The 17,446-nt window shown below is 36.7% G+C and carries 16 protein-coding genes; 9 read left to right on the forward strand and 7 right to left on the reverse strand.

The features are described from left to right. Window positions 1–45: 45 nt before the first annotated feature. The 4 genes from tsf to rplM all read right to left on the reverse strand — a co-directional run bounded on the left by tsf (window position 46) and on the right by rplM (window position 2,721). A complete protein-coding gene (gene tsf, locus AC6CHH_RS04850; RefSeq protein WP_498280298.1) occupies window positions 46–882 on the reverse strand; it encodes a translation elongation factor Ts in 837 nt (278 codons plus the stop codon). Window positions 883–1,052: 170 nt separating this feature from the next. Next, a complete protein-coding gene (rpsB, locus tag AC6CHH_RS04855; protein ID WP_498280300.1) occupies window positions 1,053–1,859 on the reverse strand; it encodes a 30S ribosomal protein S2 in 807 nt (268 codons plus the stop codon). Between the two features lie 20 nt (window positions 1,860–1,879). After that, window positions 1,880–2,266: a 30S ribosomal protein S9 gene (gene rpsI, locus AC6CHH_RS04860; protein ID WP_498280302.1), complete on the reverse strand. Its 387-nt coding sequence runs from the start codon at window positions 2,264–2,266 to the stop codon at window positions 1,880–1,882. 11 nt (window positions 2,267–2,277) lie between these two features. Next, a complete protein-coding gene (gene rplM, locus AC6CHH_RS04865) occupies window positions 2,278–2,721 on the reverse strand; it encodes a 50S ribosomal protein L13 (RefSeq protein WP_498280304.1) in 444 nt (147 codons plus the stop codon). Between the two features lie 501 nt (window positions 2,722–3,222). Between rplM and AC6CHH_RS04870 the strand changes: the two genes are divergently transcribed. From AC6CHH_RS04870 to AC6CHH_RS04890, 5 genes are all read left to right on the forward strand, one after another. After that, window positions 3,223–4,917, forward strand: a complete 1,695-nt coding sequence (locus AC6CHH_RS04870) for a tetratricopeptide repeat protein (RefSeq protein WP_498280306.1) — start codon at window positions 3,223–3,225, stop codon at window positions 4,915–4,917. Continuing rightward, window positions 4,895–5,677, forward strand: coding sequence for a lipoprotein insertase outer membrane protein LolB1 (gene lolB1 / locus AC6CHH_RS04875; protein WP_498280308.1), 783 nt, complete (start codon window positions 4,895–4,897; stop codon window positions 5,675–5,677). Before AC6CHH_RS04870 ends, lolB1 begins: the two co-directional genes overlap by 23 nt. Window positions 5,678–5,786: 109 nt before the next feature. Beyond that, the gene (locus AC6CHH_RS04880) at window positions 5,787–7,064 is read left to right on the forward strand and encodes a murein hydrolase activator EnvC family protein (RefSeq protein WP_498280310.1); all 1,278 of its coding nucleotides are present in this window, start codon (window positions 5,787–5,789) and stop codon (window positions 7,062–7,064) included. Between the two features lie 86 nt (window positions 7,065–7,150). Then, window positions 7,151–7,369 (forward strand): Sec-independent protein translocase subunit TatA/TatB, encoded by a 219-nt coding sequence (locus AC6CHH_RS04885; protein ID WP_498280312.1) that lies wholly within the window; start codon window positions 7,151–7,153, stop codon window positions 7,367–7,369. Between the two features lie 146 nt (window positions 7,370–7,515). Further along, a complete protein-coding gene (locus tag AC6CHH_RS04890; RefSeq protein WP_498280314.1) occupies window positions 7,516–8,811 on the forward strand; it encodes a lytic transglycosylase domain-containing protein in 1,296 nt (431 codons plus the stop codon). Between the two features lie 43 nt (window positions 8,812–8,854). On the opposite strand, the gene AC6CHH_RS04895 is transcribed toward AC6CHH_RS04890, so the two are convergent. Both AC6CHH_RS04895 and AC6CHH_RS04900 read right to left on the reverse strand, forming a co-directional pair. Then, on the reverse strand, window positions 8,855–9,370 hold the full coding sequence (locus tag AC6CHH_RS04895; protein ID WP_498280316.1) for a phosphoribosyltransferase family protein: 516 nt from the start codon (window positions 9,368–9,370) through the stop codon (window positions 8,855–8,857). A 107-nt stretch (window positions 9,371–9,477) separates the two neighbouring features. Continuing rightward, complete coding sequence (locus AC6CHH_RS04900) at window positions 9,478–10,056, reverse strand: C40 family peptidase (RefSeq protein ID WP_498280319.1); 579 nt, start codon at window positions 10,054–10,056, stop codon at window positions 9,478–9,480. Window positions 10,057–10,518: 462 nt separating this feature from the next. On the opposite strand from AC6CHH_RS04900, the gene thrA reads away from it, so the two are divergent. From thrA to AC6CHH_RS04920, 4 genes are all read left to right on the forward strand, one after another. Beyond that, window positions 10,519–12,969, forward strand: a complete 2,451-nt coding sequence (gene thrA / locus AC6CHH_RS04905; RefSeq protein ID WP_498280322.1) for a bifunctional aspartate kinase/homoserine dehydrogenase I — start codon at window positions 10,519–10,521, stop codon at window positions 12,967–12,969. Window positions 12,970–13,034: 65 nt separating this feature from the next. After that, on the forward strand, window positions 13,035–13,988 hold the full coding sequence (locus AC6CHH_RS04910) for a homoserine kinase (RefSeq protein ID WP_498280400.1): 954 nt from the start codon (window positions 13,035–13,037) through the stop codon (window positions 13,986–13,988). Window positions 13,989–14,002: 14 nt separating this feature from the next. Then, the gene (gene thrC, locus AC6CHH_RS04915; protein WP_498280325.1) at window positions 14,003–15,310 is read left to right on the forward strand and encodes a threonine synthase; all 1,308 of its coding nucleotides are present in this window, start codon (window positions 14,003–14,005) and stop codon (window positions 15,308–15,310) included. Window positions 15,311–15,438: 128 nt separating this feature from the next. Continuing rightward, window positions 15,439–16,623, forward strand: a complete 1,185-nt coding sequence (locus AC6CHH_RS04920) for a class I SAM-dependent rRNA methyltransferase (protein WP_498280327.1) — start codon at window positions 15,439–15,441, stop codon at window positions 16,621–16,623. Window positions 16,624–16,686: 63 nt separating this feature from the next. On the opposite strand, the gene AC6CHH_RS04925 is transcribed toward AC6CHH_RS04920, so the two are convergent. Then, window positions 16,687–17,439 (reverse strand): SGNH/GDSL hydrolase family protein, encoded by a 753-nt coding sequence (locus AC6CHH_RS04925; RefSeq protein WP_498280329.1) that lies wholly within the window; start codon window positions 17,437–17,439, stop codon window positions 16,687–16,689. Between the last annotated feature and the right edge of the window lie 7 nt (window positions 17,440–17,446).

The following is a 17,446-nucleotide window of genomic DNA, read 5'->3' on the forward strand; positions in this document are numbered from 1 at the left end:
TCTAACTGCAAAGTGAGACGGACTTTAAAATGTGAGGTACGCTTATTATGCGCCTAGTTGAATACGTTTGAAAGATGTAACTGTCAATCCTTTTGAAACTGAATCTAAGAATTGAGCGATATTTTTTGATGAATCTTTAACAAACTCTTGGTTCAATAAAGTATTATCTTTATAAAATTTATTCAATTTACCTGCAGCGATTTTTTCAACCATTTCTTCTGGTTTACCTTCAGCGCGAATTTGCTCTTTAGCAATTTCCATTTCGCGTTCGATGGTTTTTGTATCTACACCTTCTTTATCGATAGCAACCGGATTCATTGCAGCGATTTGCATTGCAACGTCTTTACCTGCTTCATCAACACCTTCAGCGTCAGCAGTAAGTCCTACCAATACACCTAAACGGTAGTTACCGTGGATGTAAGCGACAACTTTCTCAGCTGAAATTTTTTCGTAAGTAGAAACTTCGATTTTCTCACCAATTTTGCCAGTTTGCTCGATCAATTGATCCGCGATTTTACCACCAGCAATTTCGATAGCTTTCAAATCTTCTAAAGAAGCAGGTTGATTATTTAACGCAGCTTCCGCAATAGTATCTGCAAATGCGATAAAATCAGCATTTTTAGCAACGAAGTCAGTTTCGCAGTTTACTTTAACCACGATGCCTGATTTGCCATCCGCAGATGCTTTTGCAATAATTACACCTTCGTTAGAGTCGCGATCTTGACGACTAGCAGCAACTTTTGCACCTTTTTTGCGTAGATAATCTACAGCTGCCTCGAAGTCACCATTAGCTTCAATTAAAGCTTTTTTACAATCCATCATACCTGCGCCGGTTTGTTGACGCAATTTGTTTACATCGGATGCAGAAATTTGTACTGACATAATATTTTTTATTAAAATTACGATTGAAGTATTAACATCCACTCATACTAAGATGAAGCAATTGTTAAGTTATTTATCAAAATAAAAACCGGAAAGACAGGGCAGGTGTAAGGAAGTTAATCTTCCAGAAACCAACACTTGTCTATCCGGCTAAGTATAGTAGAATATGTTTATTCTACGTCTTTTGCTTTACGAGTGCGTTTTCCTGGAGTAGCTTCAACAGCTTCACCATTATCTACTGCAGCTTTAGCAGCAGCAGCTTCTTTTTCCGCATCTTCTTCTTTGTCTCGTTTGCGTTCTTCTAATCCTTCTTGGATTGCTTTGCCAATTACACTAGCGATTAAGCTGATGGATTTAGTCGCATCGTCATTCGCTGGGATTGGGAAATCAATATTTGTTGGATCAGAGTTTGTATCTACCATTGCAAAAGTAGGGATGTTTAATTTAATAGCTTCCGCTACTGCGATATGCTCTTTTTTAACATCAATAATAAACAATGCTGCAGGTAAGCGGTTCAAATCTGCGATTCCTCCTAAAAGGTTTTCTAGTTTGATACGTTCACGCTGAATCATTAATTTTTCTTTCTTTGATAAGATCTCGAAAGTACCATCTTTTTGCATTTTGTCGATGTTGGACATTTTTTTGATAGACTTACGAACTGTTGTAAAGTTTGTAAGCATACCACCTAACCAACGCTCGGTAACGAAAGGCATGTTAACACCTTTTGCTTGTTCTGCAATAATCTCTTTAGCCTGTTTTTTCGTAGCTACGAATAAAACTTTACGACCCGATTTTACGATTTGTTTGATAGCTGATGCTGCCTCTTCTAATTTCGTAAGAGTTTTGTTCAAATCGATAATGTGGATACCGTTGCGTTCCATGAAAATGTACTTAGACATTTTCGGATCCCACTTACGAGTAAGGTGACCAAAGTGAACACCTGCATCCAATAATTCTTGATATGTTGTTCTTGCCATTTTTTGACCCTCCTTAAATATTAACGTTTACTGAATTGGAATCTTCTACGTGCTTTACGACGTCCTGGTTTCTTACGTTCAACCATACGGTCATCACGTGTTACTAAACCTTTAGCACGCAAAGCAGGTTTTGCTTCTGGGTTAAGCTCTACTAAAGCTTTAGCGATTGCTAAACGAACTGCTTCAGCTTGACCTTTTACACCACCACCCTGAACGTTAACTTTAATGTCAAAATTTGCAAGAGACTCTGCTACCAATAAAGATTGAGTAACAATGTATTGCAAAGGTAATGTTGGAAAATATACCTTGTAATCCTTACCATTTACGGTAATGTTTCCGCTACCAGCAGCTAAGTAGATGCGGGCAACAGCAGTTTTTCTTCTTCCCGAAGTGTTAGTTGTTGTCATAATTGATCTCCTTAAAATTTAACTGGTTTTGGATTCTGTGCCTGTTGTTTGTGTTCTGATCCAGCATAAACAAACAGATTTCTAAACAATTGACGTCCTAAACGATTTTTAGGTAACATACCACGAACAGCTTTCTCGATGATGCGCTCTGGATGTTTAGCCATTAACTCTTTCGGAGAAACGAAACGTTGACCACCTGGGTAGCCTGTGTAGCGAACATAAACTTTGTCGCCCATTTTGTTTCCAGTCAATTTAATCTTGTCTGCATTAATAACGATCACGTTATCTCCACAGTCTACGTGTGGGGTGAACGTAGGCTTGTGCTTTCCACGAATTACTTTCGCAATTTCGCTTGCCAAGCGCCCCAAAATCTCGCCTTCAGCGTCAACAACAATCCATTCTTTGTTGACAGTGTTCTTATTAGCAGAGACAGTTTTGTAACTTAACGTATTCACTTGCTTTTATTTAATTAATTAATAATAGTATAATCCTAAATGTAAACCCTACAATTAGGTTTGCAAAGGTATAATAATAAGTTTAATTTTTCAAGGTATTTTTGTTTTTTGATTTTAATGGATTAAATATTCGAACCGAATAAGGGCTTCCCGGGATCATCCTCAAATAATACCTGGTATTCTTGGTTTACTCATTTGCAAGATAACCGTTGTGTTAGCTGGTATCCGCTTTTCTTCTTGCGTAAGAAATTCTCTGCTAAGAGAAATGTTAGCCGTGATCAAAACGCCTATTTTTTTGGGAGATTTCGTTTAATTCCTTGATTAATTTCCATGGTTAGTAATCTGTTTTGTAACTAGGTTGTTGTTGTGTTTTTTATATTTAGTTTAAACTTTTCTGCATTTTTGTACTCTTTATATAATTATTCATTACCTTGAATTATGCTTATCGATATTTTAGTCGATGCGGTTAAGGTTATATTTAAATAGAACTAAATGAGGAGAATGTTTTTAGGCAAATTATGGATTTTAGGGGCTATAATGATGGTTCAGGTCGGATTTGCTCAAGATTTAAAAGAAGATAAAGGGTATAAAGAGCATTTAGTTTCAATAGAGTCGAAATTAAAAAGTGGTGATCTTGCGACCGCTTTGCAAATTATTGAAGAAACATTAGAAAAATACCCAAATGGGTCTGACGTTTATTATGCCAAATCGCTTCTTTATGCACAAGCTGGTAATATTGAAGTTGCCTTACCTGCTGCTGAACAGGCTGTTAAGATTACTCCTGATAATTTAACGTTCAATAATCACTTACTAGACCTTTATAAAAGAAAGGGTGATTTCGATTCCGGAGTTGCATTACTTGATAAACTAATAAAAAGTAATAACCAAGATGTTCGGGCATATAGAGAAAAAATTATGCTCCAGCATGCTGCTAAAAAATCAGATCAAGCTTTAAGAACATATGATTTGACCAAAAAAATATTTGGAGAGTCGGACACTCTAGATTTGCTAAAGGCGGAAATTTTAATTGATTTGAAAACCCCAGAAGAAGCGTATAGCTTGTTGGAATATTGGAGAGAAAAAAAATCTCCACTTTGGCAGATATATAGCAAGATTGGCTATATTCTAATGAACCAACGTAATGCAAAACAAGCAGCATCTGTGCTTGAGCAAGGATGGCAAAATTCAAAAGCTGATATATTGTTTTTTGATTTGTCAGATGCCTACAAAATGTTAAATAAAGATAAACTTTCTTATGAGTACATTCAAAAGGCCTTCGAATCGAGCACGGTAAATTTTGCTGATAAGCATAGAGTAATGCTTCATCTTTTGAGTAATTCTGTCGCAATTTCTAATGACCAGAAACAAGATTTGGCTAATATTCTGGTTCTTAAACATCCTAGAATACCTGATAGTCATATGTTTAAAGGAGATGTGCTTTGGCAGAAAGGAGAACTCTCACAAGCTAAGTCAATTTATTTGACGACCGTGAGCATGAACCCTAATCATGTCGAGGCGTGGAGGAAGTTAATCAATGTAGAGCTTGCAATGAATGAAGTTGATCAGGCAATAGTTGATGGTAATGAAGCGTTAAAACATAATCCTGATCACGTTATTTTGACTTATTTTGTTGGTATTGCTTACTCAATGAAAAAAGATACAGATAACGCTAGATTGTATTTAGAGCGGGCCTTGGATCATAGTGTAAACGAGAATGATTACGTTAAATCCATGCTGTATGCTGGTTTAGGTGATTTATATCATGAGATAAAATTAGAATCGGCTTCTGAGGTGGCCTATCAGGAGGCAATTACTTTAGATAGTAACAATATTTCTGCCTTGAACAATGCTGCATATTACTTGTCCTTACAAAAGAAAGATCTAGATAGGGCCGCTGAATATGCTAAACGAGCCGTTGAGTTAGAGCCAAATTCTGGCACCTTTCAAGATACGTATGCTTGGGTTTTATTTCAACAGCAAAAATACCCTCAAGCTAAAATGTGGATTGAAAAGGCGATTAAAAATTCTGAACCCTCGGGTGTTTTATACGACCATTATGGAGATATCTTAATCCAAAATGGTCATGGAAAGGAGGCTGTAAAGCAGTGGCAAAAAGCATTAACGTTGAGTACGGACAGTTCAATAGATACCGAAAAAATTAAAAGAAAAATCAGTGAGAAAAAATATATTGATTAAACTAAGTTTCGTTTTGGCATGTTCTCTGTTTTTTTATTCTTGTGCGAGTAAGAAAAAAACAGTTAAGTCTGATACGAGCATATCGCGACCTATAGATAATGATATAACGAATACCTTTGAAATGAGTAATCTTAACTTTATTACTTTTTCAGGGAAGGCAAAGGCGAAGATCAAGATGGGAGAAGAGTCCAATGATGTTACGTTAAATGTTCGTATGGACAAGGATAAGGTGATTTGGATTTCGGTAACTGCAATGCTGGGGATTGAGGGAGCGAGGATTTTAATTACTCCTGATAGTGTCAAAATCATGAATAGACTTCAGGGAGAGTACATTGCAAAACCATTTTCATATATTTATCAATATACCAATCCTGGGATCAGTTTTAGAATGTTACAAGATATAATTGTTGGCAATATAAACACAGAAATGCTTCGAACAGATCAACTTCAAATCGCAAGTAGTACTGATGAAACGCAATTAATAGGTGTGAAAGATGGATTGACTTTTCATTATGGGGTAGATAAAACCAATCGTCCCTTTACTTTCAATTTGATGGAGTTGGGTAAAAGTAAAAAACTCGAAGCTAATTATACCGATTATGCGCTGATTGACGGCTATAATTTTCCGCAAAGATTCACGTTAAATATTGAAGGAGATTATATTAAAGTGTTTTCTGATTTGCAATATATTAAAACTGAATTTAATAAAAACTTAACCTTTCCCTTTACGGTTTCATCAAGGTATAAGGTTATCAATTAATTAGATTGTGATTATTCTAAAAGAAAATATTGTTTTTTATTGTTTTGATACCAAGGATATCCTTATTTTTGGAAGTTTTGTAAAACGATATTAAGAAAGATAGTGGTTCATGGATTTTAAAAAAGTTGTATTAAGTATATTTTCTGTTTTTTTGTTTGTAGGTCTAAGTTTTGGGCAAAGTAGTTTAGAGCTTAAAAAACAAAGAGAAAGAATCGACAGAGAAATTGCTGAACTTCAGAAGGTGTTAAGTGCGAAGACAAAGGAGAAGTTATTGTCTCAAAGCGAAGTGAGGGCACTTAGTAAACAACTTGATTTACGTGAAGATAAAATTGGGACGATCAATAGTGAACTCCGAATCATTAACAATAATATTTCAGCTAATAATAAAATTGTTGATAAACTAAAGGCTGAACTTGAAAAGATGAAACAGGATTATGAAAAAATGATCCTATTTGCATTTAGAAATAAAAATGGCTATAATAAAATGATGTTCATTTTTGCCTCTAAAGATTTTAATCAAGCCTTCAAGCGTGTGAAGTATTTGCAGCAGTTTACCGACGCTCGGAAAATTAAAGTTGCGGAGATTGAAGGTACAAAAAAGCAAATTGAACTTAAACTAGCACAACTCCAACGAGATAAACAAACCCAACAAGCCTTACTGAAAGAGCAACAAGCCGAGCGAAATACCATCGCTAAAGATAAGGCCGCTCATGCAAGCGAGTTAAGTCAAATTTCACGTGAGGAACGTAATTTCAGGGGCCAGCTTTCTAAGAAACAGCAAGAAAAGAAACGTTTGGATTCTGCCATTAAAGCAGCGATTGCGAGAGAAATAGCTGCCGCCCGTAAATTGGAAGAAGAACGCAGAAGGAGACAAGCTGAGGCTGAGGCAAAAAAATCAGGAACTACGGTTGCTGAGGCCGAAAAAAAGATTGAAAAGAAAACGGGCTCTTCGGTGTTAAACAATACTCCGGAGGCTGCTAAACTTTCTGCTGGTTTCCAATCCAATCGTGGGCGGTTACCTTGGCCTGTTTCCCAGGGAAATATTGTTCGAAATTATGGAAATGTAACAGTAGAGCGAGGCGTTCATGATTTTTACGATTATATCCGTATACGCACATCTGATGGAGCTTCTGTGAAAACAATTTTTGGTGGAACTGTACTACAGGTAATCAATATAGGGAGCTATGCGGTAATTGTTCAACATGGTGAATATCTTACCGTTTATTCAAACTTGAAAACAGTATCAGTGAGTAAGGGACAAAAAATCTCAACAGGAACAGCGGTGGGAACAGCAGACAGCGACTCAGAGGTTGGTTATTCCTATATCGACTTAAGTGTTTTCCGAGGACAAACGCATATGAATCCAGCAATATGGATAGCAAGATAGTTACAGCATTTTAGATTTTTTATCAAATTTATAACTATATTTGTTAGATATACACACTGAAAAAAGAATAAATAAATTAATAGAATATGTATACATCAGGATTATTATTTATTGGTACCAACGAAATTATCATTATTGTGGTTTTGGCGTTATTGTTATTTGGGGGTAAAAAAATTCCTGAGTTAATGCGCGGATTAGGACGTGGCGTGAAAGAATTTAAAGAAGGCCAAAAAGTTGATGATTCTAATGCGGACAATAATGCAGATGCTACAACAAAAAATGATACAGCGAAGAATCAAAATTAATTTTGATTGTTGATTCTTAAAAAGTTTCATTAAACAGACTCCTGTTTAATGAAACTTTTTTTTTGCTTATTGTGGCGATTGTTATACAATTGCTTAGAAATAAGTGAACATTTAAACCTCATTTATTTAGTAGCTCATTAATTCGCATGAACAAAAAAATTAGTTTTCTTGTTGCATTAGGCTTAATAAGCTTTAAGTTAGGACAAGCTCAACAGATCCATGAAGAGTCCAGTTTATTCTCTGAATCGTTTCAAAGCTCAGTGATTAATCAATTTGAAAAGGAAAAGGAATTGGCTGTTCTGCATTTGGATTCCGTGGAAAATTTGGTTGGAAATTCAATCGTTTTTGATCAGGAGGATATACATATCACCCAAAGAATTCAAAGACTTCAGCAGGTAATTCCATTGGAGTATAACGCTCGTGTAAAAGCATACTTGGATAAGTATTTGTCCAATAATTATAAACCTTACATGGAAAAGTTATTGGGTTTAAGCCAATATTATTTTCCCATTTATGATCGAATATTTGATGAACAGGGAATTCCTCAAGAAGTCAAATACATGTCGGTAGTTGAATCCTCTTTAAATCCCAATACCGTATCCACATCTGGTGCTGTCGGGCTCTGGCAATTTATGTACGCCACAGCTAAAGGATACGACCTCACCATAAATGCTAATATAGATGAACGCAAAGATGCATATTCTACCACTTATGCAGTCTCTAAATACCTCAAGGAAGCGCATGCTGAGTTTGGTGATTGGTTATTAGCTCTGGCGTCATATAATTGTGGACGTGGCTGTGTTAGACGTGCAATCAAACGATCTGGCTTAAATCAACCTAGTTACTGGGAACTTGCCCCATTTCTACCCAAAGAAACCCAAAACTATATCCCAAAATATATCGCAATGACGTATGTACTTAATCATGCAGATTTGTATGCCTTGACACCCTCACAAAGCGGGTTATATACTGATCATAAGGTCCTGATGATCAATAAGTCAATAAACTTAGATCATTTTGCTGATGTATTGTCGTTTTCGCCTGAATTATTGAAAAATCTCAATCCTGCTTATAAAAATACAATTGTACCTGCCTCAGCCGATAATCCTCAAAGATTGGTTATTCCTTATCATGAAGAATTGAGTGATTCACTCATTTATGCTGCCTTAAATAATCAAACACCTGAAACTCAAAATCGAAATTCGATCGTTGAAAAGGCAAACACTGAAACTGAAGTTTTGGTTTCTAAATTGACTAAAAGAGAAACCAAGAAAGTGACTCCCAGTTATGTGAGCTACGTTGTTCGGAAAGGGGATACCCTTTCTGAAATTGCAAGCAAACATAAGGGCGCCTCAGTCAGTAAACTCAAAAGTGATAATAACCTTAGAAGCTCAAAATTAAAAATAGGCCAAAAACTAAAGGTTTTCAAAGGAAAAGGATAGACGAATTTTTCTTTTTTAACAACAAAAAACTTGACGATGCGGTTTATGATAAATAAGCCGCATCTTCTGTTTGATCATATTCTTCCAATAGAACTTCAACATGTTCTTTTAAAATTGTAGAGAGTTTAAGGCCATAATAATCACTAAAAACAGGGAATTGATGATGGCTTCTGTCGATCAATACAGCAGTTCGCATACGTTTAAGTGGGACATTTAAAAACACACCTAATCCATACGCTAAGGTCCTGCCGCTGTTTAACACATCATCGATCAAAATAACCACCTTATTCTTTACGGATTCGACAGGTAGGTCAGTGCTCGCCTCTAAGCTCCTTTTTGTCTTTTGTAGGGTTACCTTAAGTAACTCAACAGATTTACTCGGGTCGATCTCTAAAAGTAGTTTCTGGAGGCGTTGAGCGAAAACATAACCTCTGTCGGCAATACCCACTAATACGATCGCCGGTTCCTCAAAGTTGTCTTCAATAATTTGAAAGGCAATCCTTTTGGATTTTTGGTGAATCTGTTCCTTGTTTAAAATTAATGTTTTTTTTGATGACATGGATCGATGATGATTTGTTGAAGGTAAATTTAGCAAATCTTTTAAAAATTAAAGTCCGAAAGTGAATACCTTCGGACTTTAATTTATATATATGTTTTGTGTTTGGTCTAATTGAGATTATCTTTTTGATGATTGCTTGCATCAGCGGTCATAATACGGCTATCTTGTTCAACTTTGGGACGGCCACCATTATAATAGTATCTTTTCCAATAAGCCTCATTTAAATTGCTTACCATAACTCCTCTACTGGAAGATGCGTGAGCAAATTTATCATCTCCTAAGTAGATACCTACATGTGTTATGCTTCTACTTCTAATTTTGAAGAACACTAAATCGCCAGCTTGTAATTCGCCCTTGCGAACTGGAGTTACATTTGCGTATTGGTTACGACTATTGTAACCAATGGTTGTGTTGAATACATTTTCATAGACAGCTAATGAAAATTTCGAACAATCAATCCCTCTTTTGGAGTCACCACCTAAACGATAAGGAGTTCCTAACCATTCGTAAACAAATTGATAAAGTTTTGTATTTGTCGTAGCATTTTGCGCTACTCCCATGATTTGTGAAAAGTATTCTTTAGCTAGATTGTCGGGGTCAGAAGGTTTTTGCTGATTTGTTTGTGCCTGCGAGAATAGACATAAGCCTATGAGAAGCATCACTGCCACTAGTTTCTTTGTTTTCATTAAATCGCTATTATAATACAACCATTTGCAAGTCGATTTCCTTCACAGGATTGTAATTTTTTCAACGAGCTGAAGCAAATGTAATACATACTGTATAGAAATCAAAACAATATTGAGGGATTTTAACATAGTTTTAACAATTTTAACATATTTCGCTATTCATTAAGTGGAGGACAAAAAAGTGATTATTTGTTATAATGAGGAAGAAAGTGTTTTTATTCCTTTTTTTAATTTTTTTTAATAAATGTTTGATATTTTAAAATTATTTGTAATATATTTGGAAAAACAAATAAATAATTAATGTCAAATAGCACAATTATTATTACAATTATTATTACCACCGGGCCTTGTCTCAGGAGGAATGATTCTATTGTATAGTAATTAGTACAAAATATAGAAGCCTTCCTCATTAGAGGAGGGCTTTTTTTATGTTTAATAATCATAGACTAAGCAAATTATATCATGAAAATTCTAAAATTTGGCGGGACATCCGTAGGTTCGGCAGAAAGTATTCAAGCAGTATTACGTATCGTGAAGGCTTCATATGAAGCAGGAGAGAAGCCGATCGTTGTTTTATCTGCCATGGCAGGAATGACAAATTTGTTGACGAAAATGGCACAGGACGCTTCTTTGGGTGAATCCTTCGAAGCAGACCTTAAGTATCTGGAAGAAGCTCACTTTCTAATTGTGAAGCAACTTATAGCGGTTAAATATCAAAACCCGGTGCTAACCAAGTTGAAACTAATGGTTAATGAACTCGAGGATTTATTGCAAGGTATTTCTGCCTTAAAAGAATTGAGTCTTCAAAGCAAGGATTTAATTCTATCCTATGGAGAGCGCTGCAGTAATTTTTTAGTATCGAAAATATTAGAACAAGAAATTGCTGTTTCAACCTATATTAACGCCTCTTATTATATTAAAACAGATTCAAATTTTGGTCATGCACACGTCAATCAGGAATTAACCAATCAGTTGATCCAAGCCCTTGCACAAACTCATGTAGATAAACTCCTATTTGTAACTGGATTTATCGGTTCAAATGAAAATGGGCGAATCACTACCCTAGGGAGAGGGGGATCCGACTACACAGCAGCTATTTTTGGGTCTGTGCTTCATGCATCAGCTATTGAAATTTGGACGGACGTTAATGGAATGTTAACCGCCGATCCTAGAATTGTTAAGAAAGCGTTTTCACTTCCTATATTATCCTATACAGAGGCAATGGAGCTTTCTTATTTTGGAGCCAAAGTTATCTATCCCCCGACAATGATACCGGCTTTCATGAAAAAAATTCCTATTGTGATCCGCAATACTTTCAATCCGGAATTTTCAGGTACTGTCATTCAGTTTGAGAGTGGGAAATCAATATATCCAATTAAGGGCATTTCATCTATCTCTGATGTCTCGGTAATCAACCTTACTGGAAGTGGAATGGTCGGTAAATCTGGATTCAGTGGACGATTGTTTACGTTGTTGGCAAGAGAGCAAATCAATGTCATCCTTATTACCCAATCCTCGTCTGAACATAGCATTACATTTGCAGTAGATCCTTGCGATGCACAAAAGGCAATCTCATTAATCCAAAATGAATTTGAATTGGAATTGCTGGCTAATAAGTTGGGTTTCCCAGTCCTTGAAGATGACCTTTCAATCTTAGCGATTGTTGGCGAGAACATGAAACACACCCCTGGTATGTCAGGAAAGTTATTTCATGCTTTGGGCCGTAATGGGATTAATGTTAGAGCAATTGCTCAGGGATCCTCAGAGTTTAATATATCCGTGATTATTGGTAAAGCAGATTTATCAAAAGCATTAAATTCTGTTCATGATGCATTTTTTGCCGAGCTAAAGAAAACATTACATGTTTTTAATATTGGAACAGGGAATATTGGCTCTACCTTATTCAAACAATTGCATGACCAGCATAATTTTTTACGCGATCATAACGATATAGAAATTAAGGTGGTTGGTGTATCTAATTCTAGGAAGATGCATTTTAACACAGATGGAGTAGACTTGGCCAATTGGAAAGAAGTCTTAGAACAGAGTGAAGAGACCGCTGATCTGAATACCTTTATTTCTAAAATGCAAGAATTAAATTTACCAAACTGTGTTTTTATTGATAATACAGCTAGTAAAATTACCTCGAAATATTATGAAGATATATTTAAGTCCAATATATCAATTGTTACGTGTAATAAAATTGCCAATTCTGGAGATTATTCTCAATATGAGTTGTTGCATGAAACCGCGCGTAAACATGGTGTAGACTTCTTTTATGAGACTAATGTTGGTGCTGGATTACCAATCGTGAGGGTTCTGAAAGACTTGATGTTGAGTGGAGACCGCTTGGTGAAAATTGAGGCTATTTTATCAGGGACAATCTCTTATATCTTTAATAACTTTAAAAATGATGTCTCTTTTTACGAGATCGTTAAGAGTGCCCAGGAGTTGGGTTATACCGAACCTGATCCACGGGATGATTTGAGTGGCGTTGATTTTATGCGTAAAATGTTGATTTTAGCTAGAGATGCTGGAAACAAGATTGAATCCTCGGATGTATCGCTTGGCGCTATTCTTCCGGAGAGTTGCTTAAATGCTTCTTCTGTGGACGAGTTCTATGCAGAATTATTAAAGTCAGAAGATTATTTTAATTCGCTAAAACAACAAGCTCAGAAGGAAAATAAGGTTATTCGCTACATAGGTTCCATGGAAAATGGCAAAGTTCAGATTAGTTTGCAAATGGTTGATGAACACCATCCATTTTACGCTTTATCGGGTAGCGATAATATCATTTCCTTTACGACAGAAAGGTATAAGGAAAGGCCATTGGTGGTCAAAGGACCAGGCGCTGGGGCAGAGGTAACCGCTGCAGGTGTATTTGCTGACTTAGTGAATGTTGGTCATAATTAGTGAAAAAAGAAATGGATATGAAAAATACAGCCCTCTTTGATGTTCAAGTGCCAACTAAATTGGACATGTCAAAGATAATGAAAGAAGTGCGCGTATTTGCTCCGGCGACCGTTGCAAATATGATCTGTGGTTTTGATATTCTTGGATTTGCTGTAGATTCTCCTGGAGATGAAGTCTATATGGCTCGTGTTGATAAACCGGGAGTACGAATTCGGTCGATACAGGGTGATCAAGGAAGGCTGCCTATGGATCCACAGAAGAATACAGTGAGCGCCTGTGTTCAGTCTTTGTTGACGCATTTAGGAATTGCAGACGATATTGGTGTGGAAATAGATTTGATCAAGCACATGCCAATTGGAAGTGGATTAGGATCGAGTTCCGCAAGCACTGTTGCCGGATTGTTTGCCATCAATGCATTGTTAGGGAATCCGCTTAGTAAAGCGGAATTGATGCCTTTTTGTGTTGAAGGAGAGCGATTAGCCTGTGGCCACGGTCATGCTGATAATGTTGCACCAGCTTTGATGGGAGGAATTACATTAATTCGCGGATACGATCCATTGGATATTATCTCACTCCCTGTACCCGAAGATTTGGTTGCAGGAATTGTATTTCCTGTTGTGGATGTACCGACGCGCGATGCCAGACAGTTAATTAAAGAGAAAGTCCTTTTGAAACAGGCTGTTGTCCAATGGGGAAATATAGCAGGCCTGATTTCCGGACTCTATCAAAACGATTATGATTTAATTAGTAGGAGTATGAACGATGTTTTGATTGAACCCACCAGAGCTATTTTAATTCCTGAATTCAATCAAATGAAGAAAATTGCTTTAGAATCTGGCGTTTTGAGCTTCGGGATTTCAGGTTCTGGTCCATCTGTTGTGGCAATAAGTCGTGGTAGAGACCAAGCACAACTTGCTGTGGATAAAATTCAAGAACATTTGTCGCTCAATGGAATCGAAAGCTTGCAGTTTGTATCTTCGGTAAATGCCCAGGGACCAAAAATACTTAGTTTGTCTTAATAAAAATATTTTACATGAAATTCTACAGTACCAACAATAAAAATATTAAAGTTTCCTTTCCAGAAGCTGTTTTTAATTCCTTACCTGCCGATAAAGGGCTGTATATGCCTGAGGAGATCCCTGTATTGGATCCTTTTTTTATTAAGAATATCCAACAATATTCATTTTCTGAGATTGCATTCACTATAGCCAATGCTTTTATTGGCCAGGATATTCCTGAAGATGATTTAAAAAAAATTATCAATGATGCGATTGATTTTGATGCTCCTGTTAAGTTCTTAAGTTCCGATACGGCTGTTTTGGAGCTTTTTCATGGTCCCTCGTTTGCCTTCAAAGATTTTGGTGCCCGATTTATGAGTAGGATCATGGGCTATTTCTCAAAAAAAGGGGACCAATTGTTGGACGTTCTAGTTGCAACATCAGGGGATACCGGAGGGGCTGTGGCTTTGGGTTTTTTGGGAGTGGAAGGGACTAGGGTGACTATATTGTACCCTAAAGGCAAGGTTTCTAAAGTTCAAGAACAGCAATTAACAAGCAATGGGTTAAATATCCGTGCGCTTGAGGTTGATGGGACGTTTGATGACTGTCAAAGCCTTGTTAAACAAGCTTTTAATGACTATGAATTAAATGAGCAATTGCGTTTAACTTCGGCAAATTCGATCAATATTGCCCGACTGATTCCACAAACATTTTATTATTTTTGGGCATATGCTCAATTAAAATCACAAGGCCTGAAGGACGTTGTTTTTACGGTGCCCAGTGGTAATTTCGGTAACATTGCAGCTGGTATATTGGCCTTCAATATGGGGTTGCCAGTAAAACATTTTGTGGCAGCTACCAATGTGAATGACACGGTTCCTCGTTTTTTGGAATCGGGAATTTTTGATCCTAAGCCCTCAATTCAAACCTTAGCCAATGCCATGGACGTTGGAAACCCCAGCAATTGGGTTAGAATTCAAGATATGCTGCAGCAAGATCTGGAAAAATTACGTTCCATGGTTTCTACTTACAGTTATGATGATGATCAAACTAAGTTGGGTATGAAAGAATTAGAGGATCAATTTCATTATGTTGCCTGTCCACATACGGCCATTGCCTATTTAGCTTCTGTCGCTTATAAAAAAGATAATCCCGGAGAATATGCTTCGGTCTTTCTTTCAACAGCACATCCTTGTAAGTTTCCTGAGGCCATAGATGAACAAACGATGCGCAAAGTTAAATTGCCTTTTAATACTGAAGCTTTAGCTAATAAACCAAAACTTGCCATACACATGGATGTTTCTTTCGATGCTTTCAAAGCTTATTTAATAGCAAATAACTAATGTGTTTTTCTGCTGAAGAGCAGTTTAACTTTTCTTAAAGTAAGATTAAATCTGTTTTTTTTGATCTTTCTTTAAGAAAAACTCTTGAATGGGGATTTTTATTTTCAATTCTGATTACTTTTGCAGAGATGAAAAAAATAATCCTCCATAAAGGAAAAGATAAAGCGGCATGGCAGTTGCACCCTTGGTTGTTCTCAGGTGCCATAGCAAACAAGACAGGTGATCCTGAAAATGGGGAACTAGTAAGCGTGTACAATGCTGTAGACGAGTTTATTGCCTATGGAGTTTACAATAGGAATTCTAGAGTTGCCGTTAGGTTATTGGAATGGGATCCTAAAAATGAAATAAACGAACAATGGTGGAGAAATAGGATACGCAAGTCCGTGGAACATCGATCACATTTGCTGAACGAACAAAATAATACCGTTCGACTTGTTTTCGCAGAAGCTGATTTCCTGCCAGGATTAATAGCAGATAAGTATGCTGACTTTATTTCGATTCAGATCCATTCTTCAGGAATGGAGAGGATTAAAGATGTTATTGTTGATGAATTAGTTAAGTTGCTATCTCCAAGAGGTATCTATGAAAGAAGTGATCCCAAAGCGCGTGAACATGAAGGTTTAGATGATCAGAATGGACTTCGCTACGGTGAACTACCTGGAGAGTTTGTTGATATTATAGAAAATGGAATTCATTATCAAGTTAATATACTCGAGGGTCAGAAATCTGGATTCTATTGCGATCAGAGAGAAAATCGTTTGATTACCGCGAATTATGTGAAGGGCAAGTCTGTATTAGATTGTTTCTGTTATTCAGGCGGTTTTACGTTAAATGCTTTTAGAGCAAATGCCTCAAAAGTAACCTCCGTAGATAGTTCTGCTTTGGCTATTGAAACCTTGAAAAATAATGTCCGAATTAACGGTTTTGATAAGGGGAGGCATGTTGTCGTGCAGTCGGACGTAAATAAATACCTTAGAGAAGTAGCTGATACTGGGGAAAAGTTTGATCTGATTGTTTTAGATCCACCCAAATATGCGCCGTCTCGATCGAGTTTAGAAAAAGCATCCAGAGCGTATAAGGATTTAAATAGGAGGGGATTGATGCTATTAAATAGCGGTGGACTTCTCGCTACATTTTCTTGTTCGGGTGCAATGGATATTGATACCTTTAAACAGGTTATTGCTTGGGCCGCATTAGATGCAGGCAAAGAAATTCAATTTATTTATCAGTATTGTCAACCTGAGGATCATCCAGTAAGAGCCTCTTTTCCAGAAGGTGAATATTTAAAAGGCTTGTTAGTTCGTGTAATTTAATAGACATTTCTAAAATGTTTTAAGATAAAATAATAAAAGGAAGCCCGGCTTCCTTTTATTATTTTATTTGACGAGGTTTAACCAAGATTCGGCCATTAAGTTGGCTCCAGCGATGCTGGTGTGTACACCGTCGCTTGTCCAGTACGCCCCATCGTTCTTTTTTAGTGCCTGATCAAATATCTGTTGATAAGGTAAAAAAACAGCATTGTATTCTTTCGCTATTTCTTTAGATACGAGTTGATATTTGGTAAACTCGGGAAACCAGCTATCATTAACATGTTTTACACCGTTAACGGCAAAAGGCTCGCATATAATCAATTTAACATCCGGTAATGCGAGGAAGGTTTTATCTATTAATTCCTTGTATTGTGATTTGTATTTTTCTGGCGTATTGCTTGCGCCACTATCTTTGGTTCTCCAGAAATCGTTTACCCCAATCATAATGCTTAATATGTTAGGCTTTAAAGCTAATGTATCCTTGTCCCAACGACTTAGAAGATCTGGTACTCGGTTTCCACTAATTCCGCGATTGTAAACTTGAATGTTTTTGTCTGCGTGTTTATTCAATAATGTACTTGCTGCAAGCATGGCATAACCGGCCCCTAATGCAGCGGTATCATTTGGGTTTTGATTGTCTTTTTTTCTCCCAGCATCCGTAATAGAATCGCCTTGGAATAGGATTATATCGTTCGTTGAAACATTTATCTTCGCAAGTCGGGAAGATATTAGGTCTTCTGCATGGACAATACTGGTGCCTAAACCCATTGCTCCCAAGCAAAGTGCGCTTTTCTTTAAAAAATCTCTTCTGTTGTTCATGATTTAT

The sequence above is a fragment of the Sphingobacterium sp. GQ94 genome (genome assembly GCF_059758715.1).